Here is a 21536-nt window from a genome sequence, read left to right on the forward strand (position 1 = left end):
GGCGAATGCCGACTTGGCATAGGTCCACCCAATCTATCATCTGCGAAAGCAGTCTCACAACTCCCCAAATTCCTTTGCTGCGAGAAAACAAGATGGCCGCTCAAGCTGTAAAGACTCAACCGGATACCACCAAGAGTAAAACCAAATCCGATAAAGGCATGCAGAAGTACTTGGACAAGGCCGTCGACGTGTTAGAAAAATTCGGCCTGACCAAGGACGAAGAAGTTCCCGCCGAGTTGATCAAGCTCCTCGAAGAGGTCCGCCACGTCGATGAAGCCCGTGCGCTGGCTATCGGCCGCACCGTGCAACACATGAGTGCCTTCAATCGGCTCGTGCGTGAGAACGTCGAGAACATCAACGTGGGGAATCGCTATCTGGAAATCAGCCAGATGTTCGACTCGATTCGTGAAGACTCCAAGAAGATGATCGACCAACTCGACGACGGCAAGATCGGCGTCACCGAGAAGATAGCCAACCTCTGGATGAGAATGAATCGTGGCACCCCCCACGCTCGATTTGAAAAGATCGTCGATGTCTATCGCGATGTCTGTACGGACACTAAGAACCAGCTCAACCGCGAACAAACCATCATGGATGGCTACATCGATTTCCGCTTCGCCCTGAAGGAAGCCGAAATCCTGGCTCGCGAACTCTTGGAAGAACAATTGCCCCACCTGGAAAAAGCCAAAGCAGCACTCGCGGTTTCGCAAGAGGCCATCGACAGCCACCAGGGAGATGAGAGCACCCTCGGCCGCTTGGAACTTGCCCGCGATGAAGCCCGCAACGAGTTCCAGAAGCAAGATCGCATTTACCAATTGGTAAAAGACATCTCCGAAAACCTATCGATCGGCTACGACGTTGGCGAGACCCTGATCACCAAACTCAAACAGACGCACGATGTGAAGGACCAAGTCTATCGACGGGCCGTCACCTTCTTCACCACCAACGAACATGTCTTCACGATCCTTGGCACGGTTTACACTTCTCAGCAAGGTCTCCATGAAGCCGTCGAATCAACCGAGGCACTCAAGCGAGGCGTCAACAAGAGCCTCGAAGACGTGGCCGACCTGGGCCGCGAATTAGAGCGCGCTGCCCTCAAGGCGGGCTATGGTTCAACGGTCAGTGCTGAATCACTCGAAAAGCTAGTGACTGCGATCTCCGACTACCAAGTCGATTCACTGCAGATGATCGCCGAACTCCGCAAAGAGAGCGAAGAAAACGCTCGCGAAATCCGCCGCGTCGTCGAAGCTGGTAAGAAACGGTACCAGGATACGCTGGCGAAGTTTGCGCGAGGCGATGAGATATAGTTGAATTATGACTGACGAGTTGCCTTTAGTGAATCTATCAGCGACAATAGAGGTTAGACTCCCCTAAAATACCGGTTCTTGCTATGGCCTCCCTATTATCATCGAGTTCGTTCGCTCCAATAAATGTCGCTGAGCTTGTTGCTCATGTTGGTGGGGTCACCGGTACCCGGATTCGCCTTAAGCCCGCCCCCGGCACCGCCACTGATCAGGATTTGCTCCTCATCTGTGAGCATGAGGGTCCATTATGCGAATTACTGGATGGCGTCTTAGTGGAGAAAGCTGTGGGTGGATTTGAATCTTATCTGACCATTTATCTTGCGGAGATCCTAAGCCGATTTGCTCGGGAAAACAAATTAGGAATAGTTCTTGGTCCGGATGGCATGCTCCGCTTCTCTGCCAAGAAGATTTACTTACCAGATATCTCTTTTATTTCCTGGTCGCAGAATCCAATGTCAGAGCTGCAGAAGCAACCCATTGCGGACCTCCATCCCGATTTGGCAGTGGAAGTATTAAGTCGAAGTAACACGGTGAGCGAAATGTCTAACAAGCGAAAGGACTATTTCGCTTGGGGTGTGCAAGTGGTTTGGGAACTCGATCCGCCAACAAAGTCGATGCGAGTCTACACTTCGCCGGATAAGTTTGACACGATTGTCATCGACGGGACACTCGACGGTGGAGCAGTGCTTCCCGGCTTCAAGCTCCAACTGGCAGAGTTATTTAGTGAGGCCGATCGAGGAAGTTGAGGGTCGGTCAACTAATTCGAATGCTCAATTCTTAACACCGGAGCTTTCTTAGGCAAAAATCTCCGTCCCCTTGAGCGAGGGCTCAGGAAACGGTTCCGCACAGCGGGCACAGGCATCGCGATCCCGCGGGACTTGTTTCCCACAGCTTGCACACTCGGCCACGGGTGAACCCCGGAAGTGTAGCCAATACGCCACAAGCCCTGGCACACCCAGCAGGAAAACAAACCCAGCCCACAAAATTCCTCCAGAGAGGTAATGCTGCTTGTGCCAGCGAAGCGCCTGCCATGCCGCTATCGCTGAGAGAAACAACACCGCCACACACGCTGGCCAAGTTTCTCGCCAGGCGTGTTTGAGGGCTGCAGAGTAGGTGGGATCCTGATAATTATTGATAAAGCCAAAAGGTCGACCAATAAACTCGTAAAAACCCCATAAAGCTGGAACAGGTGCCACCCCGGCCAACTGCCAGGCTTGTGTTCGTGGATTGGGTGGCACATAGCCCACTAGCTCAAGATTCTCGTTCCTGACTTCACTACCTGCTTCGTTCAGCCAAACTAACTCCAGCCGCGAACCACGTTCCCAATACCCATGAACCAATTGAATGAGCATTTGCCCATTTCCTAGGGACAAGGCGCGCATATCTGCCTGACGGAGTCTCTCCGGAAGTGAGAAGACTTTCTTAGCCTCTGCCGTTGGATTCCACACCTCAATCCGATCTGCATGCCGAACAGCGAGGCGCCGAACTGTTTTACGTCTGGATTCCTCCAACGCTTGCTCCAATTTGCCATTCTGTTTTTCATCTCCTGCTAACAACGGCAAGGGTTCGCTAATCATCGTGATTGAAATTGCGTCGGAAGTTGTTTCGAAGACGCTTAGAGTGCGTTCCCGCAGATCAATTCTCCAGATGCGATCAACATCCATTAGAAAAATGACCCAGTAGGGGGGAACTATTTCGGTTGAACCTCGCATGTATCGAAACTGTGGGTTGGTACTGGGCGGCTCCGTGTATCCATTGCTGGCGTAATAGAACTGTGAATAGCCGGCAAGACCCCCTTGAAGATTGAAAGAATCTTCGCTTTGCGGAAAGGTCTCATGAAATCCTTTTCGGTCCAGATATCCGATCAACTGCTCGGATTGACTCTCATACCCTGCCAAATAGGCATGTCCTTCACGAGAATTATCACGAATCAAATACCAATAAACCGCAGGATTCCCAGTGTCTGTTGTGCCGCCAATTCGCGCCCGCCACTCTATCGGGTTAGAAAGCAGAGCAGGCTCCTTGGGACGATTTTGCAATGCTTGGAAGTAGAGTGAACTCTCTTCCTCTTGAAGCTCCACTTTCTTTCCTTCCAGGGTTCGATAGGTCCGCTTTGCATCATAGTTTCCACCACTAGTTGTGACGATGAAAACGGTACCATCCAAGGCAACGTGCAAAGATTCATTTGCTTGACGTTCCGAGCCGATCAGCCCACGAACCAGCTGACCTCCGATGCCACATACAAATGCCCACGCGATTGCTATTCCCACTCCTACTACAATCGCAGAAATGAGTACGGGCGTTTTGGACGTTCGTAACATGGTTCTCTCCTTAAATTAGTAATCCCGCTCACTGGAGTAGTAGAAAATACTGACCGTGAAAAAGACAACTGATGCTACCCAGATAATCGAAGACAACCACCACCAAGGCATTACATAGACTGCATAGCCTGCGGCAATTCCTGTCAGAGCAGGGGCTAGCCGAGAACCAAACCACTGTCCCGGTCTCATGCCGCTGAGAAATGCGCCCAGGTAAACCGGAATGATTGCTAGGCCCAACTTCCAGGCGGGAAGTGTCATCGACCAGAAAAACGGGGTAGGCTGTGTCCCTGGCGTTGCGGCCCACCAACCATAGATGCCAACGAACAATGCATTGAGTAACAACACCAAAATCGTGCCTACCATTAACTTAACGATAATCACAATTCTCCGTGGCAAAGGTCGATGCAACATAAAGTAAAATGTGCCGTTATGGAGCTCCCAAGCCGTCTGACGGAAACCCAACAAAAGTGCAAATGCTCCCAAGCACAATGCCTGGCTGAATACTTGGGCACCCGCTGAGAACGGGAAATAGGTTTGTCCCGCATAAGTCCAGGGCATCATGGCGACCCCGATCAGATCGAGGAACACATATCCCAAACCCAGCGCCGCCAGGGCCACAATCCCTAACGACTCACGCAGCTCCTTGATCGCTAGCGCTTTCAGCATGACGCGGCTCCTGTGCAAAAAGTGGGAGCGACCGACGGCGGCCGCGGGTGTATTCGATAAAAGCTTCTTCCAGATTCAGGTCGACCACTTCGATGTTCCTAGGGCCAAGCGCCTCGATGGCTGTACGCTGCAAATCGTCGTAGCCCACCAGCACGAGTTCCAATTGCGTCCCCAAGTTCCAACTCTGTACGAGTCCGGGGCAAGTAAACCCGTCCGGTGCCGGGCCGGTGAAATCGAGTACCAGTTTTTTCACCGACTCGCGGAAGTGGTCAGTGGGGCAATCGACCCGCAGCACCCCGTCGACCAGAATGCCGATACGGTCGGCCACGCGTTCCACGTCCCCCAGAATGTGAGAACTGAACAGGATGGTGCGCCCCTCGCGGTTGATGATCTGGATCAGCGATTCAAGAAAGTCACGTCGTACCACTGTGTCGAGCCCCAGTGTGGGGTCGTCGAGGATCAACAACTCCGGCTCAGGTGCAACCGCCAGTGCCAAGGAGACCTGTGCCCGCTGGCCGCAGGAGAGACGACGTAGCTTTTTCTTCTCCGGCAATTCAAAGTGATCCAGAATCTGCTCAACAAGCAACCCGTTCCAGCGAGGATAAAACGCACGCGTAAATCTCACTGCCTCGCCGATGGTCATCCAATTGTAAAGTGGATGTCCCTCGGCAATGTAAGCAATCCGCGCACGGGTCTCAGGCGTGATTTCTGCGATTTGTTCACCTAATAGTTCCGCCGTTCCACTGTCGGGATGGACCATCCCCATAAGCATCTTGATCGTCGTGCTTTTACCTGCTCCGTTACGGCCGAGGAACCCGTAGACCTGCCCTCGTTCGATCCGCAGATTGAGCGAATCGACCACCCGCTGAGAGCCGTAATGTTTCGACAGACGATGGGTACGAATAGCATCAGTCATGATGTTGGGTTCTCCTGAGGAGTAAACGCAAACTGCTCCCTGCGCTTGTGGATAAGGGCAAGAAGCTCGTCAGCAGAAAAACCAAGATGAACAGCCTCGACAAAGAGTTGGTCGAGCTGCTCTTCAAGCTGCTTTTGCCGAGCCCGCTTCGTGAGATCGTTACGCGGCTCAGCAACAAACACACCACGTCCTTGCTGGGTGACCAATGTTCCTTCGCGCTCGAGTTCCGTGTAGGCCCTCGCGACTGTATTGGGATTCACCACCAGTTCCCGCGACAATTGTCTCACCGAGGGGAGCCGCTCCCCCGGCTGGACACGCCCCCGAGCCACCGCCGCGCGGACCTGATCGGCCAACTGGCGGTAAATAGGGGTTCGACTGGCGGTATCGCATTGAAACTGCATGATTGCCTCACTGTATTATTTGTATTAGTACAGTCGAGACACGTCAAGAGGCGTTTAAAAAAAGTTAGCCGGCATCGTTCCGATGTCGGGTTTCCCCTAAAACTTCACTCCTATCGCCTTACATAGAAACGCCATATAAGGCTCGGTAGTGCGAAAGGCCGCGATCGTGTCCTGTACCACACTCGGCTGTAGCAGGTCGTCATGTCCCAAATGGCATGCGGCGATGTGATCCTTCCGCTTGAGGTCCTCTAACAGCGGATGATCGGCATCATAGCCTCGAGGCGGACGCTTGAGACTTTCGCCAGCCAATTCAAACTGAGTGCGAAACGCCTTGCTCCCTTTGGCCCGCTTCCAGGCGGCAGGGTCCTCGTCGATCGCCTCGCGGATGCTGCTTAGCGTCTCGGAGTCCGGATGCCACACCCCAGCACCAAGAAACACTTCATGCGGATCGACATGAAAGTAAAACCCCGGAGCATGGACATCCTTCCCCGCGGCATGTCGAAACTGAATCCCCAGGTTGGTCTTGTACGGCTTCTTGTCTTTCGAGAATCGTACATCGCGATAAATCCGCATCAGCGACCCGCCAACTTTCTTGGGGATCGCACTAAAATGCGGCGAAAGTTTGGCGAGCGGCCCAGCCATCGCCGATATGAAATCCAGCGCCGGTCCTCTGACTGATTCTTCATAGCGTTCTCTATTCGCCTCGAACCAGGTGCGATTGTTGTGCCTGGCCAATTCGCTAAGAAACTTTACCAAATCAGCAGGGAAGCCCTGAAAGGAATTCTTTGCCATCTTGCGTGACCTCGAGGATTCGTTTGTAGCAATGATTTAAGGTAATCACGTTCCACACTGGAGAGTTTAACTCGTGGCAGTCGATACCAATAGTACGACCCGAAAGAGTGAATGGAATCAATTGCCGCTAGAGTTTACCCCACCCGCACCCTCTGGTGCCACAACCCACACAGCCTTCAAAGTTTAACAGGTCCAAGGATGGACATTCGCCCACAAAACTTATTTCTTGCGATCGCGTTGCTCACACTCTCTGTGGGCTGCGGCCTCAATACAGCTGTGCTCCAAAAGGGGGGCAACGGCCGGTGCGGAGTTCTCTTGAATTACTCTTGTGGAGCCCGGCCTTGCGATCCCATCGACCCGGCGAAGCCAACGATAGTCATCACGCATGGCTGGAACCCGCTGCCGAATAAGATTCACACCACCTTCGGTTCTTCGGGCGCCCAAGCACTCCGTTGCCGCTGTGGCGACAGCTACAACATTCTCAGTTGGGACTGGAACGCGGTAAAAATATCACTCAAGAACGATGGACCTAAGCGCACTGCTCACTGCCAGGGCCGTATGTTGGCCCAGTCCCTGCGTGCTCGAGGAGTGAACCCATGCTCGACACAGATCATTGCGCATAGCCTCGGTAGTGTCGTCGTAGCGAAGGCCGCACTCTGCATGAGCGATCGGGGCCCCTTTGCACAAATCACGCTGCTCGACCCGCCGACAGGTATGCACGACGAGATCTTTTGCAATCTAGCCGTCACCCGCCACGCGCGAGTCGTCGAGAATTACTGGTCCCCCGGCATTAGTGGCTACGGCGACGAAGTGTGCTGCCGAGGAGTCCGAAATTACGAGGTCAAGGGTGACCATCCTATCTTGGGCATCGTCGATCTGAGCATCTCGAACCACGTCGGCGTGATGCGTTGGTACTACGACACGATGTGCTGCCCCTCAATGCCCTGCGGCTTCCAGAACAGCGTCTTCGTCAACTGCTGCGGCTGCGAACATTGCCTCTGTCCCGGCTGCGTAAATGGCGAGCGGACTGAAGTCCCTTCCGAGCCACCTGTTCCGCCCGGCGACTATCGAGCTGACATGTCAGAGCCAGAACTTCTCGAAGGCAGCGATCTGCTGAACTAAGATAGTTCGGCGAGCCTGATGAGTTAGCGCCGGGAGTTAGACAAGATATAAACCGTGTTACTCCAGGCGCAAACGCGTCTGACTCGCCTTGCGCATAAAAAAAGGTCAGGGCAAGCCGATCCGTCGTCTTGCCATGACCTCTATCCTGAAGCAAAACACGGCTGTGTTTCGCCCTCCCGTTTGTATTAAGAGTATCGTCCAAGACACCCCAGGGACTGTAATCTAATTCTGCCGGTAGTACGGTGCTGGCAAGCTGTGATAGGGGTGAGTAGTTAGAGAGATGGGGCCAAGCACGATCGCAAAAAAATCGGGCAGGCTCTCTTACGAGAGCCTGCCCACAGTCAACCGGCTTCGCGGCCGTGAGCCATACTCCCCAGTAAGCTCACGGTGCTCTAACCGGCACGGACGGACGATGGTGTCAGGCACATGGGAGCCTGGCAAAGTATTTGGTTTTGGGCGAGGCTGCCTGTGGTGACAGCAAGCTATCTCCAGCTGGTAGCCCCAATAGGGGCATCAATTGTTCGAGCGTATTTTCCGAGCCTCGTTGGATCGGCACTGCTGGCAAGGCTGCAGATTGCGCCAGCTGCATGCTGGTCAGCAGACGGATCCCCTTCGAGCGATAGGCTCCCAAGGATTTGGTATTCGGCGGTTTGCACCACCGAGCCATAGGTTTGGAAGAACTGTCGCCCCTTGGCGGGTACGGCGAAGGCGAAGGCCAGCAGCAGACTCAGCAGCAAGGGGGAGCGCATTGTGTTGGCCTGATGTTTTTGATTGAATGGTGCTGGCTTCACTCTGAAGCACAGCGTTTCACTGCCGAATCATTGGTTACTGCCGCGTGTTGAGCAAATGCAACAAGCCAAGTTTTTCTAACCCAAATCCCTTCCCGGGGCGTTACAATCGGCCCACTCCGTGCTATGCCTATGGGGAAGCCATATCGTCCCGGTTAGAGAAACAGTCATGACGATTGCAGGGATTGCAGATCAGCCGCCTCTTGTTGAAGTTACCTTAGCCACGGCCCTGTTTGGGGTGTTGTTAGCCGATAGGGCGGCAGTCAAAGGAACTACACTCACAGCCCCCCTGAATTGGGCCACGCTTTCGGCAGCGCTGCTCTTGTTAGTCACATTTCTCGTAGGCGACAACTCACTCGTAGAAAGCAACCTTCACAGAGCGGCAATCTGGTACGCCGTAAGTTGCAGCACGCTTTGTCCCCTCATAGGTGTGTTGGGAGCCAAACGGCCGCAGAATCTTGGTTGGCAGTGGGTAGTATTCACTCTCTGGCTAATTTTGATCTGGCCCGCGTTTCAGGCGCTCGCCTTGCCAGCGGGCCCCCGCCTCGAATTGTTCGCCGCCTGGAAGATCTTTCTCGTGGTTCTCATCGGGCTTGGATTGCTCAACTACCTGCCGACTCGCCACTGGCTGGCAGCAATCCTTGTGGCGACGGGCCAGGGGTTCTTGCTGAGCGAGAATCTGGGTTTCGAATCATCATCCCCCTGGCGATTGTCAATCGCTATGGGATGTTTTCTGCTGGCTGCGCTCGTGGTACTGTTTAGACAAATCGCAGTCCCCGAGGAGAAGTCGCTCGACCAATTCTCGCAGCGCTGGCTCCGATTTCGTAATGCATTCGGCGCATTCTGGGGAATACGAATTCTGCAACGCGTGAACGAAACTGCGAAGTTAAGACACTGGCCGGTGGAATTGACTTGGCCCGGATTTGAGCCGAAAGCAGAGCACGATCCACGTCAACCGACGAAGGGCGAACTAGATGAAATCGAGCAAACTCTCGACACGCTCTTACGCCGCTTCTTCTAAGATGCCAGAGTCTGGGAAGCGAAGATTAAAGAGCCCAAAGATCTCTTGGCGTGAGAGCCCCTGCTTGCGCACCGTCGCACCGTCGAATACCGCATTGAACAACTGACGCTTCTCTTCGAGTATGCTGTTGATGCGTTCCTCGATCGTTCCGGCTGCGAGAAAACGTGTGACTGTGACCGGGCCCGTGGCCCCGATTCGATGTGCTCGATTGATGGCCTGGTCCTCCACAGCCGGGTTCCACCAGCGGTCAAAAAGGAACACATAGCCAGCGAACTGCAAATTGAGCCCCACGCTCCCCGCCCCATAGCTCATGAGTATCACATGCTTCGAAGGATCGTTGCGAAACGTTTCGATAACTCCATCGCGTTGTCGAGACGGAATCTTGCCGTGGTACTCCAGCGGCCCAAATTCTTGAAGACGCTCACGTAGTTCATAAAGCGTTTTCGTCCATTGGCTAAAAATAATTGCCTTGCGGCCACTAGCTCTGCATTCTTCGAGATCCACTCTTAGGCGATCGAATTTCGCACTGGAACCCGTCCTGGGGTCGAAATTACAGATTTGCTTGAGGCGAATCACCAATTCAAAAACATGCTGGATTGTCAGGGCGGCCTCAAGCTCCTTGAGATGAATGACCCCTTCTTTCTCTGCCATCTCGTAGGAGTTTTGCTGCTCGGGAGTAAGCTCCACATCTGCGTCGCGAAACATCTTGGGTGGCAAGTCCGTGAGAACCTGATCCTTCGTACGGCGGATGATGTAGTCCTCCACGGAGCGGCGGATGTTAGGTATCTTCATCTGAGGCCGCAGGCAACCGGGCGAGACAAACTGGAAAATCCCCACAAGATCGTCAACACTATTTTCGATCGGCGTGCCCGTCAGGGCCCAGCTTCGCTTGCGCGGAATACTGCACACGACCTCATTGGTCGTACCTGACGAGTTCTTGATTCGTTGTGATTCGTCGATGACAGCCAGGTCAAATGGTTCTTCAATGGCCGCAAGACACGCCCGATCTCGAACGAGGGATTCGTAGTTGGCGATCAGCACTCCCTCGCGAGCATTTTCCCAAAGCCATTCTCGCCGTGATTGCTTCCCCTCGATTGTCGTGAGGGGCAACTCTGGTGCCCACAGCGTGAATTCACGTTGCCAGTTGGTGACCAGTGGTTTGGGGCAAACCAATACCGCCCGCCGCACGTGCCCCTGCTGAAATAATAGCCGCATCGTGACAATTGTCTGCATGGTCTTGCCCAACCCCATCTCATCGGCCAGCACGGCCTCGTTGCGGGGATACAAGAATGCGACGCCATCAAATTGATACTTAAACGGGCGAAAGGGAAACTCTAGCGTTTCATTAGCGAAGATCTGTTCCAGCGGAGGCTGCAACAGATAATAAAGTCGGTCTTCGAGTTTCACCACATCCCGCGGAGGACGAATTCGCGTACAGGTAATCGGAATGAGTGGGATATTTTCTTCCCCGTCGTCAGCGACTTGGTGCGTCAACAGGGTCGTTGGAGCGTCTACCGTCGTTGGTTTCGCTACTCTCTCCGGTTGCGGCTCCTTCCTAAGCAATTGACTGCCGGCAGGAAACATCACTCCGACTGTCTTCACTCGCGCAAACGCCAAGGGCACCGTCACTCCCGCAGGGCCTGCTAACCCCGCATCAACTGCCACGCAATCAACGCCGTACTCTAACGTAGTCGCAGCCGACAGATTACGCACCTCGCAGACTTCGGGATGCAACGCATCGCCGACCACCGAGTGGACAGCCGGACGTTGATTGGTAGATCGCGATTGGTAATCAAGCGGCATCGGCAAGACCGTGCTGAGAGTCAGTGGCAGGGTCCGTGATCCGCTGGGCCTCGCGGATCGCAGCGCGGATACGCTCAAAGGGTTCCATCACATCCACATGCGATGCCAAAGATTGCAGTACGTCCTGAATCGCTTCCGGATGCCAAAGACAACTAGGGGTGCCAAAGACTCGATAGTTGGTTAGCATCAACGACGGACCATCTGTTGGCTCGGCTTCTGAGTCGACAGTTGGCATCGATTCGATACAGGCCACGATGTCATCGGATAGCAAAGTCAGTCCCAACATCTCGCGCTGATCCGTGAGGACCGCTTGCACTGGTAGCTGAGACTTGGCCAGCAAGGTTTGCCCAATCAGATCAGCCAGGACATAGGCTCGCAGGGTGGGACCGTACAAAATCCGCTGTGCCTGGTTGGGTTGCACGGGGGTGGTGCAATGAAATTCCAGGGGTCTCCCCAGTAGGGACAGGACCAGATAGCCACCAAAATAGCCATGGTTCTCGTCCTCAAGGGCCGTCACAAAACCTATAGCTGGCAAGGGTTTAGACACTTTAAGCTCTTCCAGGGTGGGAAATCGTAGAGGGCGGGCAAGACCTGCTAATCGGCCGGAGAAGCGCACAGGTCATCTTACTAATTAAGGTCCCTGTCCTCATCGGGACTGCAAGGGGGACAACTTTAGTTCACCGAGGACATTTACGGGACGGCCAAATGGTAGAAATCTATTCAAGTTTCGTTAGAATGGAGGATAGCACGGGGGGGAGCGATCTCTGACTTGACCATCTTGGCCCGGTCTTGCTGGTTCCCATCGCCGTCGTACTTTCGACGAGGATTATTGACCACAGCGATTGCTTATTTCAATTTGGCACTCGGCGTGATTGCTGAACTTCTCGTTGAAAATATCACACATTGTTTTTATGGGCAGCCTCTTGTGAATTTTGTCCTCTTCAGGATACTTTATTGAAGAAGAACATCAGACTAATCAGATTGCATGGGCACACTCGTCTGCAATAGGTAGCGATTAATCGCGACCTGAAGAAAGGAAAAACTCTTCGATGTCTCAAAGTCACTCGCTTCCAGCCGTTTTTTCTCAGTTAGATGTCAGCGCGGGAAGCAGTTCCCATCGAGCAACAAGTGCAGGAGGGGACCAAACAGAGTTATTGCGCGACGTCTTGGCAGCACAGGACCGCACGAATGAACTCTTGGAAGAATTGGTTGCCGTAATGGCTACCACCCATAAGCAGCGTTCCCAGGAATTGCATCAGTGGCGCAGTGCCAATCCACGCTTGTCTGAATCATGTCGGCAAGCCGCCGAAGTTCTCAGCCGTGTGCAGGTCGATTATCTAGATCGCATGACCGACGAGATCAACGAGTCGGCCGAAGAGTTGGTCGATGCCGAATTCGTACTCAACGAGTTCGTAGACCGTTTCGGCCCGCGTCTGGCCCATCTCAATGGCGTCATTCAAGTCCTCTCACAACTAAGCAGCACTCCCAATGCCGCTTCTCAAGCCGATCCCGCGTAGCTGCTTGATTTATCCATAGTCCGGAACGAGTAACTCGGTTTTCCGGCAAGTCTAAGCTTGGAGTGAAACCTAGCTGGAGCTGCGCACAGCTTGTTCTGGCCTAGATCATGCCTTGCCAGCTATTGTGCAGTGGTCTATTTTGAAGAACATACCTGTTCCCCCCCTCGACAGCTCCCCGCCTCATGCTTTCCCATGAATCCTTCCGCTCCTGCTTCAGCTGCTGAAATTGACCAAGCGCGCGAAAAGCTTGATGCCCACACTGTAGAAACTGTGGCGTGGCACTTTCACGATTCAACAGGCTGCCCGTTTTGGCTTGAGAAAAAATCGAAGCTCAAATTCGATCCACTTACAGAGATTCACTCTTTCGATGACCTGAAAAAGTTTGACCCGTTTGAAGATGAGTGGTTGCGAGGTGGACCCGTTGATCGCTGGGTGCCCAAAGGACTCGCGGGTAAACCTGTCTATGTGTTCGAAACTGGCGGCACGACCGGCATCCCCAAGAGTCGGATTGCGATGGAAGATTTTCGCACCGACTACTCGCTCTTCAGCGATACCTTGCCCGACAAGTATTTCCCCCGCGGCAGCAATTGGTTGATGCTCGGCCCCTCGGGTCCGCGCAGGCTTCGGCTGGCTGTGGAGCATCTCGCTCAACATCGCGGTGGTATTTGCTTTTGCATCGATCTCGACCCCCGCTGGGTGATCAAGCTCATCAAGAAAGGCTGGATGGAGCATCTCGAAGCGTACAAAAAGCACTGCATCGAGCAGGCAATTTCCATCCTCGGTGCCGGCCACGATGTAAAGTGCATGTTCGGCACGCCTAAGTTGATCGAAGCCTTGTGCCTGGAACTGGAAGAGCAGGGGACAACCCTCGGTGAAATGGGCATCACGGGCATTTTCTCAGGCGGCACCGAGTTCACCCCACAGTGGACCAAGTTCTGTGTCGAAGAGCTGTTTGGTGGACCTCCCGAACAGAGTGGCATCTACATGACCCCCACCTATGGCAACACGCTTATGGGCCTTGCCTGCAGCGAACCGGTCACCAAGGATAATGGGTACAAGATATCATACCACGCCCCCCAACCCCGCGCGGTAATCGAAGTGGTCGACTTTGACGATACCGATCACCTCGTGGAATTCGGAGGAACAGGCCGAGTGAAACTGACAACTCTCACCCAGGAATTCTTCGTTCCCGGATTCCTAGAGCGTGACGAAGGAGAACGCGAGCCTCCCTGCGAACAATATCCGTGGGACGGCGTCAGCGGCGTCCGGCCATTTAGTCGCTTAGCAGATAGCACGACGGTTGGCGTTTACTAGCAAGAGATCTACATTCAACCCTCGACATTTATCAATGATCATTCTTCCTGCTATTCGTTGGGGCAAGGATTACGAATCTCTCGAAGTCGAAGAAATTTCACATTTTCTGACCGGCGAGCCCGTTGCCAAGGTGCATACTGTGGGCGCGGGAATCATCCGTCGCGATGCGCGGCAGGCCAGAAGAGCCCGCGAAGTGCTACGGGAACTCTCGCCGGCGGAGCTTATCGAAAAATGCAAGCACGCTGGCGAGCTTTTTGAGAACGGCACGCTTACTGTGGGCGATAGCCAGCAGTCGCCGACCGACTTTGTTGCCCAGCAATCCGCCACTACGGGCATGCCACTCTCCATGTGCCAGGCGAACGTCACAAAAAACGCCTTCGTACTCAAGAACATCGACAAGATTCTTGATGCACTCACGCGCGGACTTGATCTCAATATTCTCGCGCGCGGGTATGGTGATGAAGGTCGCGGTGTGACTGTGAGCTATCAGGCTCAAACCGATGTATTGGGCGCCGTGCTTCCCTCGAACTCGCCCGGCGTTCATACGCTGTGGCTCCCAGTGATTCCTTTGCAAATTGGACTGGCTCTCAAACCCGGCTCGCAAGAACCTTGGACACCCTATCGAGTCGCCGCCGCGATGATTGCGGCTGGGATCCCCGCAGAGGCATTTTCGCTCTACCCCGGTCCGGGCGCCGAACTGGGAGGCGCAATCCTAGCCTCGCACCGTCGCAGCATGATTTTCGGTGGCCCGCAAACTATCGAGCAATATGCTGGCAATCCCCAGGTGCAGGTCCACGGCCCCGGCTACAGCAAGATTCTCCTAGGCGATGACGTGGTCGATGATTGGCCACGCTATGTCGACATGATGGTCGACAGCGTGGTGCGCAACGGTGGAAGGAGTTGCATTAACTGTTCGAGCATCTACGCTGCGCGACATACCGTGGAGATCGCCGATGCCTTGGCCGAGAAGATGGGGTCTATAAACATACTCCCCCCGGATGACCCACAAGCATGCCTAGCAGCATTCACGACTCCCAACGTGGCCCCAGCCGTTTGGAAGTCAATCGAAAAGTTCATCGAATCGAGCGCCGCCCGCCATGCCACGGCCAACTTCGGTTCTCGCCTGGTTGAGCGCGAAACCTGTGATTACCTGCTTCCCACGGTGCTGGAATGCGAAAGCCCAGACTCGCCCGCTGCCAACGTCGAGTATATGTTTCCCTTGGTAAGCGTTGTTCGCTGCCCTCAAGCAGAAATGATTGCCCACATCGGGCCCACCTTGGTTGGCACAGCGATTACCAATGACGAAACGTTTAGGCGTGACCTCATTGCCTGCACTCATATCGACCGACTCAACCTCGGTCCGATTCCCACTCCTCAAGTCGATTGGCTCCAACCTCACGAAGGCAACCTCATCGAGTTTCTGTACCGAAGCCGTGCTATGCAACTCACGTAATAACAAGGGGACATGCTACTTTTTGTGACTTGCTGTGAAGCTCGAAATTATATCTTAAGAAGCAGCATGTCCCCTTTGTCAGAGGCTCATGAATGGAATTATGACACTCGTAAACTTTCAATCTGCAACAAGAATCGAATCCGGTGTGGGGAAGGTCACCGAACTTGGGCGGCTTGCCCTCGAGTTGAAGGTGAAGCGAGTTTTGGTTGTGAGTGATCCTGGTGTCATTGGAGCAGGGCACACGAAACATGGAATTAAGAGCTTGAACGACGCGAATCTCGACACCTGTCTGTTCGATGGAGTCCAGGAGAACCCCACCACAGACAACGTCGAAGCAGGTTTGGTTGTCGCGAAAGAATTTCAACCTGAATTAATCGTCGGACTCGGTGGCGGTAGCTCTATGGACTGCGCCAAGGGAATTAATTTCCTCTACTCCTGTGGCGGACGCATGCAAGACTACTGGGGCATCGGCAAGGCGACTGGCCCGCTCTTGCCGATGATCGCGGTCCCTACCACGGCAGGTACAGGGAGCGAGACTCAATCCTTTGCACTCATCTCTGATGCCGCGACGCACGTTAAAATGGCGTGTGGAGATCGTCAGGCCGCTTTTCGCATCGCGATTCTCGATCCTGAGTTAACGTTGACCCAACCTCCCCGCGTGTCGGCTCTCGCCGGCTTCGATGCTCTGTCACATGCCGTCGAGACTTACGTTACGACCAAGAGGAGCGAAATCTCATGCGACTTTAGCCGCCGTGCCTGGCAGGAATTAGCCCCACACTATTTGCAAGTACTTGAGGAGCCTGACAATCTGTCCGCTCGGGCTCATATGCAATTGGGTGCTTGTTTGGCAGGCTCGGCAATCGAGAATTCCATGCTGGGTGCCGCCCACGCACTTGCCAATCCGCTGACAGCGACTTACCAAATTGCCCACGGAGTAGCCGTCGCATTGATGCTGCCGCATGTGGTGCGATTCAATGGCAGCGAGTGTGATTCCTGGTATCGAGAACTACTGGCCGAGACCGCTGACCAATCCAACTGTCCCCACGGCGGCTCCGCTGAACTAGCAGACTTCCTAAGAAATGCCGCCATCCAGGCTGGGCTCCCTGCTACACTACAAGAATGTGGAATCGAGCGTGATCGCTTGCCACACCTGGCCGAAGCGGCATCCTGCCAATGGACCGCCGCGTTCAATCCCGTCCCCGTAAACCGAGACACTTTGCTGAAGCTCTATGAGCAAGCCTATTGAATTCGTTGTTTGCACTTTACTGGCCGTCGCCTTGGTTACCGCTCCGTCGATTGCCGAGGACTGGCCAGTCTATCGCGGAAATCAGATGGCCACCGGGGCAGTGAATATAGCTCTACCCGAAAATTTGACAGTTCTTTGGAAAAACACGCTTCTCGAAAGTGGCTATGAAGGGACTGCCGTCGTTTCGGAGGGGGTTGTCTATGTCGGCGATAACGACGGCACGCTCTATGCCTACCTTCTCTCGGACGGCTCCGAAGTCTGGCGCCAAACCTTCGAGAATAGTGGTTTTATCGCAGGCCCCACCTTCCACGAAGGCCGAATCTATATTGGTGATTTTAACGGCATCATTCGCGCACTTGATGCCAGCAGTGGAAAGCTCGTCTGGCAATACGAAGCCCAGGGGGAATCCTACGCCGCACCGAACGTCGTAGGAGAGCACGTCCTGGCAACCACCGAAGCCGGCGAACTTGTTTCACTCTCCGTCGACACCGGCGAGTTGCAATGGGAATTCCAGATGGAGGCCCCCCTCCGATGTTGGCCTACGGTCGTCGAAGGTCACGTCCTGCTCGCCGGATGTGACGAGCGCGTCCATGCAATCGACATAGCCACCGGCAAAGAAGTCGCCGGGGTCGACATCGATGGACCAACGGGTGCGACTCCTGCGGTCTTCGACGGCAATGCACTTTTTGGAACCGAGCAAGGCAGCTTTTATGCGATCCGTGTGCCCGCAATGGAAATTATCTGGCGGCATCAAGACCCTCAGAACATCAATCCCATTCACACCGCGGCGGCTGTTGATTCTCGCGCCGCGGTCTTCGGCACTCAAGGAAAAATCTTTTACGCAATCGAACCCGGCACCGGAAAACTACTATGGACATTCCCAGTGCGTAGCGCGGTGGAAAGCTCACCAGTGATCGTCGGCGACAGCGTATTTCTCGCCACCAAGCGCGGCGTGATTCACCGCGTTGATATTTCGACCGGCAAAGAATTGTGGAGTTATGAAGCAGGCGGAAACTTTCAAGCCGCTTTTGCCGTGGCAGGCAATCGCTTGGTAATCGGCAACACCGATGGAACGCTCTACTGCTTTGGCACCAAAGAGAAATGATCGGCAAGAGGACATGACAACGGAAACCACCAAGACAGAAGTTGGCAGCTATTTTGTCAGCAATTACCCGCCATTCTCTCAGTGGTCCGCCGATCAACTCGACGAAGTCCGTTCGGCCATGCAGAGTCCCCCGGCGGACGCCCCTTTGGGTCTCTACTTGCACATCCCTTTTTGCCGCAAGCGCTGCAAATTCTGTTACTTCAAGGTCTTCATCGACAAGAACTCCAGCGAAGTAGAACGCTATGTCAGCGCCCTCTCGCAGGAAATAGAGCTGGTGAGCAAGCTCCCGGTGATGGGGAATCGACCTTTTCGCTTCGTCTACTTCGGCGGCGGGACCCCATCGTTCCTCAGTGGAAAACAACTCACGCGATTGGTCGACCGCTTACGAGCCAACATCAACTGGGACCACGCCGAGGAAGTTACCTTCGAGTGCGAACCCGGTACACTCAGCGAACCCAAGGTGCATACCCTGCGTGAATTGGGAGTCACGCGACTGAGCTTGGGTGTCGAACACTTCGACGACGAAATCTTACGCGACAATGGCCGGGCGCATGAATCGATGGAGATAGATCGCGCCTGGCCCTGGATTCAAGCCGCCGGTTTCTCCAACACGAACATCGACCTGATTGCCGGCATGGTTGGCGATACCGACGAAAAATGGCAAACGACCGTAAAACGCGCAATCGATCTCGATCCGGACAGCGTCACTATCTACCAGATGGAGTTGCCCTTCAACACGGTCTACTCCCAAGACATCCTCGGCAACCAAATTGATACCCCCGTTGCCGATTGGCCGACTAAGCGTCGCTGGGTCGATTATGCCTTTGACCAATTTCATGCCGCCGGCTTCAGCCCGTCGAGTGCCTACACGATGGTGAAGAATCCCACTGCGGTTAACTTCAGTTATCGCGACAACCTCTGGCGCGGCAGTGACCTCTTGGCCACTGGCATCGCCAGCTTCGGACATGTCTCCGGGGTTCACTATCAGAATTTGCCTGAGTGGGAAGATTACTGCGGCACCCTAGAAGGAGGCCAACTTCCTCTCGGCCGAGCCCTGCAAATTACGCCCCATCAGGCCCTGGTTCGCGAGATGATACTGCAACTCAAACGGGGATACCTGGATGCAGATTATTTTCAGAAAAAATTCGGTTGCGACATTCTCACCCAGTGGGGAGACGTCTGGCAGGAACACCAGGATGCCGGGTATCTCATGCTCTCAGATCGCCGCGTGGAACTTACCAGAACGGGACTCTTGCGGGTCGATGCGCTTTTGCCAGCCTTTTTTGAGCCGCAATTCCAGGATGTTCGCTACACCTAACCCCTTACGAAGCCATATTTTGACGAGTCCTTGAGCGATCTGCCTATCAGTCCCTAGGCGATCCCCATCTGGCCAGTTAAGATTGCATGAAGAAATAGTGAAAGTTCGGCAAAAACCGGGCACTTATTTGGCAATCACTCACGTTAGGAATTTTTCACACTGGCCGGGCGGGCTTCCGCGAATCTACCAACTTTCCAGGCGGATTCATCTGCACTATCGACAGGCCTGATTGAGGAGAAACAGCGCTCATGGTGCGCATTGCGATACTTGCCCTCGGTCTATGCTTGACTATCTTCCCTGCAGGCTGTTTGATTGCTTCAGAGCCTGAAGATACCCAGGACGTGGAGCAAGCTCCTGAAAAGCAGGCAATAAATCGCACCAGCGAAAGGCTTCTCCCCGACTGCAAGGTCCTCCACGGTGCCCCCAATACGGTCATCAATCTAAGAGAGGTATTCAAAGGTACTTCAGTCGACACTGGTGAGCCGCTTGAGTTATCTGTCGTTCACAACACGAAATCCAAGATAGCCGACACAAGCTTCGACGGGGAGCAGTTGATTCTGGAATGGAAGAAGGAGGGAAGTACCGAAATCACGGTGCGCGCCCTGAATCCTGTTACCCAAGTGATGGTCGATGCGCGATTCACTGGCACCGTCTGGCAGCCTGATTATCTGTCGCTCGGTCTGACCGTAGTGGGAGGACTCGGCATTTTTCTCTTGGGTATGAAGAACATGTCCGAAGGGCTACAAGCCATCGCAGGTAGTGGCCTGCGACGTATGATCAGCAAAGTGACCGACAACCGCCTAATGGCTGTCGGCGTAGGAACGCTGGTCACGATGCTCGTCCAATCAAGTTCTATTACTACCGTCATGGTCGTAGGTTTCGTCAACAGCGGCTTCATGAACCTGGCCCAGGCTATCGGCGTAATCATGGGAGCCAACATCGGCACCACGATCACCGGATGGATCCTCGCCCTCAAGATTGGCGTTTATGGGCTACCCATGCTGGGACTTGGAGCCTTTGGTTACCTGTTTCCTCGGCGAGAAAGTGTCCGCTTTGCTGCCCTGGCGATCATGGGACTGGGGATGGTGTTCTTTGGTCTGGAGCTGATGAAAGATGGCTTCGCAATGGTTAAGGACCTGCCCGACTTTGAGGCTTGGTTTGCTCGCTTTGACGCTCATTCTTACCTGGGAGTCCTGAAGTGTGCCGCCGTCGGCTGCATCCTTACCTTCATTGTGCAATCGTCGTCGGCCACGTTGGGAATCACGATTAGCCTGGCCACGATCGGCGTAATTCCCTTCGAGACGGCCGCAGCATTGGTGCTTGGCGAAAACATTGGAACAACGATCACCGCTTGGCTCGCCTCCTTTGGAGCCACAACCAACGCGCGCCGAGCAGCCTATTTTCATGTGCTCTTTAATCTAATAGGAGTTGCCTGGATCACGGCAATTTTTCCTTGGTACATTGAAATGATTGATGGTATGTTTAATCTGCCTTTCATACGATCACTTGCAGGAGTAGAGGGCAAAGTCGGCGAGGCCATCGACATGACGGTACGCATTGCCGCAGTTCACACCTGCTTTAATCTCGTAAATACCATTGTGTTCTTCCCCTTTGCCGGCTTGTTAGGCAAACTCTTAGAGCGGATCGTACCTCAGAAGGCTCACAAGGAGAAACCGCACCTTACGCGACTCGATATTCGCATGCTAGATACTCCCGTCATGGGTATCGAGCAATCACGTGTCGAGGTGCTACGAATGGCAGATGGCTGTAAGAAGATGATGCTCTGGCTCGCCGAACTATCTCAACAGAATGGTGAGCCCGACCGCAGACTGACGCAGAAGCTCTTTCATCGCGAAGAAGTCCTCGACACGATCCAAGATGAAATCGTTGGGTTTCTTTCCGACTTATTGGCAGCCAATTTACCGCACGATGTGATCGACGAAGGCCGCCGTCAACTCCGCATGGCGGATGAGTTCGAATCCATCAGCGATTACATCGCCAGCATTCTGAAATTCCAGATAAAGCTCAACGACCAGGGGCACGTCATGAACGACAAAATGCGCCAACAACTGAAACACCTCCACGATACGGTCGCTGGATACATGCAGATGGTGATTGATGCCTGCATCCAACGCAACTCGGCAGTAATCACCAAGGCCAACACCATGCGCGGTGAGATCAAGCATCTTGTCCGCACACTCCGCAAAGAACATCTGCAACAGATGACCGATGAAAAAATCGAGCCCTACGTCAACGTGGCGTTTACTTCAGCACTCAATTCCTACGTCCGCGTCAGCGATCACACCCTCAACGTTGCCGAATCACTCGCAGGGATTAAATAATCACTGAAGTCCGCAAAGACTGAAGATCCTCCGGTTGAATGACCAATTTCGAAAGCCCATTACCATTGGCGTTAAAACTTCCTGCCTCGCAATTGGTCATCGGAAAG

Annotated in this window: 19 protein-coding genes; 11 read left to right on the plus strand and 8 right to left on the minus strand. The window is 54.0% G+C overall.

Annotated elements, in window-relative coordinates; translation table 11 throughout:
- The first annotated feature begins 92 nt into the window (after positions 1–92).
- Together Pla144_RS17915 and Pla144_RS17920 are read left to right on the plus strand one after the other, a co-directional pair.
- Complete coding sequence (locus tag Pla144_RS17915; RefSeq protein WP_146452083.1) at positions 93–1307, plus strand: cell surface protein; 1215 nt, start codon at positions 93–95, stop codon at positions 1305–1307.
- Positions 1308–1390: 83 nt separating this feature from the next.
- On the plus strand, positions 1391–2050 hold the full coding sequence (locus tag Pla144_RS17920) for a Uma2 family endonuclease (protein WP_146452084.1): 660 nt from the start codon (positions 1391–1393) through the stop codon (positions 2048–2050).
- A 48-nt stretch (positions 2051–2098) separates the two neighbouring features.
- Here Pla144_RS17920 and Pla144_RS17925 read toward each other — a convergent pair whose 3' ends face one another.
- The 5 genes from Pla144_RS17925 to Pla144_RS17945 all read right to left on the minus strand — a co-directional run bounded on the left by Pla144_RS17925 (position 2099) and on the right by Pla144_RS17945 (position 6400).
- Entirely contained in the window at positions 2099–3625 is a 1527-nt protein-coding gene (locus Pla144_RS17925; RefSeq protein WP_146452085.1) for a hypothetical protein, read from the minus strand.
- A 15-nt stretch (positions 3626–3640) separates the two neighbouring features.
- A complete protein-coding gene (locus tag Pla144_RS17930) occupies positions 3641–4291 on the minus strand; it encodes a hypothetical protein (protein ID WP_146452086.1) in 651 nt (216 codons plus the stop codon).
- Positions 4257–5207: an ABC transporter ATP-binding protein gene (locus Pla144_RS17935; RefSeq protein WP_146452087.1), complete on the minus strand. Its 951-nt coding sequence runs from the start codon at positions 5205–5207 to the stop codon at positions 4257–4259. Before Pla144_RS17935 ends, Pla144_RS17930 begins: the two co-directional genes overlap by 35 nt.
- Positions 5204–5608, minus strand: a complete 405-nt coding sequence (locus Pla144_RS17940; protein WP_146452088.1) for a GntR family transcriptional regulator — start codon at positions 5606–5608, stop codon at positions 5204–5206. Before Pla144_RS17940 ends, Pla144_RS17935 begins: the two co-directional genes overlap by 4 nt.
- 96 nt (positions 5609–5704) lie before the next feature.
- On the minus strand, positions 5705–6400 hold the full coding sequence (locus Pla144_RS17945) for a DUF2461 domain-containing protein (RefSeq protein WP_146452089.1): 696 nt from the start codon (positions 6398–6400) through the stop codon (positions 5705–5707).
- A 198-nt stretch (positions 6401–6598) separates the two neighbouring features.
- Here Pla144_RS17945 and Pla144_RS17950 point away from each other — a divergent pair, with 198 nt between their 5' ends.
- Positions 6599–7522, plus strand: a complete 924-nt coding sequence (locus Pla144_RS17950) for a hypothetical protein (protein ID WP_146452090.1) — start codon at positions 6599–6601, stop codon at positions 7520–7522.
- Between the two features lie 482 nt (positions 7523–8004).
- On the opposite strand, the gene Pla144_RS17955 is transcribed toward Pla144_RS17950, so the two are convergent.
- A complete protein-coding gene (locus tag Pla144_RS17955; protein ID WP_197530792.1) occupies positions 8005–8271 on the minus strand; it encodes a hypothetical protein in 267 nt (88 codons plus the stop codon).
- A gap of 208 nt (positions 8272–8479) precedes the next feature.
- Here Pla144_RS17955 and Pla144_RS17960 point away from each other — a divergent pair, with 208 nt between their 5' ends.
- Complete coding sequence (locus Pla144_RS17960) at positions 8480–9331, plus strand: hypothetical protein (RefSeq protein ID WP_146452092.1); 852 nt, start codon at positions 8480–8482, stop codon at positions 9329–9331.
- Here the strand turns inward: Pla144_RS17960 and Pla144_RS17965 are convergent.
- Both Pla144_RS17965 and Pla144_RS17970 read right to left on the minus strand, forming a co-directional pair.
- Positions 9314–11134, minus strand: a complete 1821-nt coding sequence (locus Pla144_RS17965) for a DEAD/DEAH box helicase (protein ID WP_146452093.1) — start codon at positions 11132–11134, stop codon at positions 9314–9316. The two genes, Pla144_RS17960 and Pla144_RS17965, sit on opposite strands and share 18 nt — an antisense overlap.
- Positions 11124–11681: a hypothetical protein gene (locus Pla144_RS17970; protein WP_146452094.1), complete on the minus strand. Its 558-nt coding sequence runs from the start codon at positions 11679–11681 to the stop codon at positions 11124–11126. Before Pla144_RS17970 ends, Pla144_RS17965 begins: the two co-directional genes overlap by 11 nt.
- A 502-nt stretch (positions 11682–12183) precedes the next feature.
- On the opposite strand from Pla144_RS17970, the gene Pla144_RS17975 reads away from it, so the two are divergent.
- The 7 genes from Pla144_RS17975 to Pla144_RS18005 all read left to right on the plus strand — a co-directional run bounded on the left by Pla144_RS17975 (position 12184) and on the right by Pla144_RS18005 (position 21429).
- Entirely contained in the window at positions 12184–12651 is a 468-nt protein-coding gene (locus Pla144_RS17975; protein ID WP_231936431.1) for a hypothetical protein, read from the plus strand.
- Between the two features lie 192 nt (positions 12652–12843).
- Positions 12844–13965, plus strand: coding sequence for a hypothetical protein (locus Pla144_RS17980; RefSeq protein ID WP_146452095.1), 1122 nt, complete (start codon positions 12844–12846; stop codon positions 13963–13965).
- Between the two features lie 34 nt (positions 13966–13999).
- Positions 14000–15418 (plus strand): aldehyde dehydrogenase family protein, encoded by a 1419-nt coding sequence (locus Pla144_RS17985; RefSeq protein WP_146452096.1) that lies wholly within the window; start codon positions 14000–14002, stop codon positions 15416–15418.
- Between the two features lie 100 nt (positions 15419–15518).
- Positions 15519–16664 (plus strand): iron-containing alcohol dehydrogenase, encoded by a 1146-nt coding sequence (locus Pla144_RS17990; protein WP_146452097.1) that lies wholly within the window; start codon positions 15519–15521, stop codon positions 16662–16664.
- The gene (locus tag Pla144_RS17995) at positions 16648–17769 is read left to right on the plus strand and encodes an outer membrane protein assembly factor BamB family protein (protein ID WP_146452098.1); all 1122 of its coding nucleotides are present in this window, start codon (positions 16648–16650) and stop codon (positions 17767–17769) included. The genes Pla144_RS17990 and Pla144_RS17995 overlap by 17 nt, the downstream gene beginning before the upstream one ends.
- 13 nt (positions 17770–17782) lie before the next feature.
- A complete protein-coding gene (locus tag Pla144_RS18000) occupies positions 17783–19087 on the plus strand; it encodes a coproporphyrinogen-III oxidase family protein (protein WP_146452099.1) in 1305 nt (434 codons plus the stop codon).
- Positions 19088–19335: 248 nt separating this feature from the next.
- Positions 19336–21429, plus strand: a complete 2094-nt coding sequence (locus Pla144_RS18005) for a Na/Pi cotransporter family protein (RefSeq protein ID WP_231936432.1) — start codon at positions 19336–19338, stop codon at positions 21427–21429.
- Positions 21430–21536 lie beyond the last annotated feature (107 nt).

Origin of the sequence: Bythopirellula polymerisocia (assembly GCF_007860015.1) — a bacterium.
In the GTDB taxonomy this organism is placed as follows: Bacteria; Planctomycetota; Planctomycetia; order Pirellulales; family Lacipirellulaceae; genus Bythopirellula; species Bythopirellula polymerisocia.

What these genes read in the sequence shown, in the direction of transcription:
- Pla144_RS17915 (WP_146452083.1), top strand. Translation starts at nt 93, where the DNA reads ATGGCCGCTCAAGCTGTAAAGACTCAACCGGATACCACCAAGAGTAAA.
- Pla144_RS17920 (WP_146452084.1), top strand. Translation starts at nt 1,391, where the DNA reads ATGGCCTCCCTATTATCATCGAGTTCGTTCGCTCCAATAAATGTCGCT.
- Pla144_RS17925 (WP_146452085.1), bottom strand. Translation starts at nt 3,625, where the DNA reads ATGTTACGAACGTCCAAAACGCCCGTACTCATTTCTGCGATTGTAGTA.
- Pla144_RS17930 (WP_146452086.1), bottom strand. Translation starts at nt 4,291, where the DNA reads ATGCTGAAAGCGCTAGCGATCAAGGAGCTGCGTGAGTCGTTAGGGATT.
- Pla144_RS17935 (WP_146452087.1), bottom strand. Translation starts at nt 5,207, where the DNA reads ATGACTGATGCTATTCGTACCCATCGTCTGTCGAAACATTACGGCTCT.
- Pla144_RS17940 (WP_146452088.1), bottom strand. Translation starts at nt 5,608, where the DNA reads ATGCAGTTTCAATGCGATACCGCCAGTCGAACCCCTATTTACCGCCAG.
- Pla144_RS17945 (WP_146452089.1), bottom strand. Translation starts at nt 6,400, where the DNA reads ATGGCAAAGAATTCCTTTCAGGGCTTCCCTGCTGATTTGGTAAAGTTT.
- Pla144_RS17950 (WP_146452090.1), top strand. Translation starts at nt 6,599, where the DNA reads ATGGACATTCGCCCACAAAACTTATTTCTTGCGATCGCGTTGCTCACA.
- Pla144_RS17955 (WP_197530792.1), bottom strand. Translation starts at nt 8,271, where the DNA reads ATGCGCTCCCCCTTGCTGCTGAGTCTGCTGCTGGCCTTCGCCTTCGCC.
- Pla144_RS17960 (WP_146452092.1), top strand. Translation starts at nt 8,480, where the DNA reads ATGACGATTGCAGGGATTGCAGATCAGCCGCCTCTTGTTGAAGTTACC.
- Pla144_RS17965 (WP_146452093.1), bottom strand. Translation starts at nt 11,134, where the DNA reads ATGCCGCTTGATTACCAATCGCGATCTACCAATCAACGTCCGGCTGTC.
- Pla144_RS17975 (WP_231936431.1), top strand. Translation starts at nt 12,184, where the DNA reads ATGTCTCAAAGTCACTCGCTTCCAGCCGTTTTTTCTCAGTTAGATGTC.
- Pla144_RS17980 (WP_146452095.1), top strand. Translation starts at nt 12,844, where the DNA reads ATGAATCCTTCCGCTCCTGCTTCAGCTGCTGAAATTGACCAAGCGCGC.
- Pla144_RS17985 (WP_146452096.1), top strand. Translation starts at nt 14,000, where the DNA reads ATGATCATTCTTCCTGCTATTCGTTGGGGCAAGGATTACGAATCTCTC.
- Pla144_RS17990 (WP_146452097.1), top strand. Translation starts at nt 15,519, where the DNA reads ATGACACTCGTAAACTTTCAATCTGCAACAAGAATCGAATCCGGTGTG.
- Pla144_RS17995 (WP_146452098.1), top strand. Translation starts at nt 16,648, where the DNA reads ATGAGCAAGCCTATTGAATTCGTTGTTTGCACTTTACTGGCCGTCGCC.
- Pla144_RS18000 (WP_146452099.1), top strand. Translation starts at nt 17,783, where the DNA reads ATGACAACGGAAACCACCAAGACAGAAGTTGGCAGCTATTTTGTCAGC.
- Pla144_RS18005 (WP_231936432.1), top strand. Translation starts at nt 19,336, where the DNA reads ATGGTGCGCATTGCGATACTTGCCCTCGGTCTATGCTTGACTATCTTC.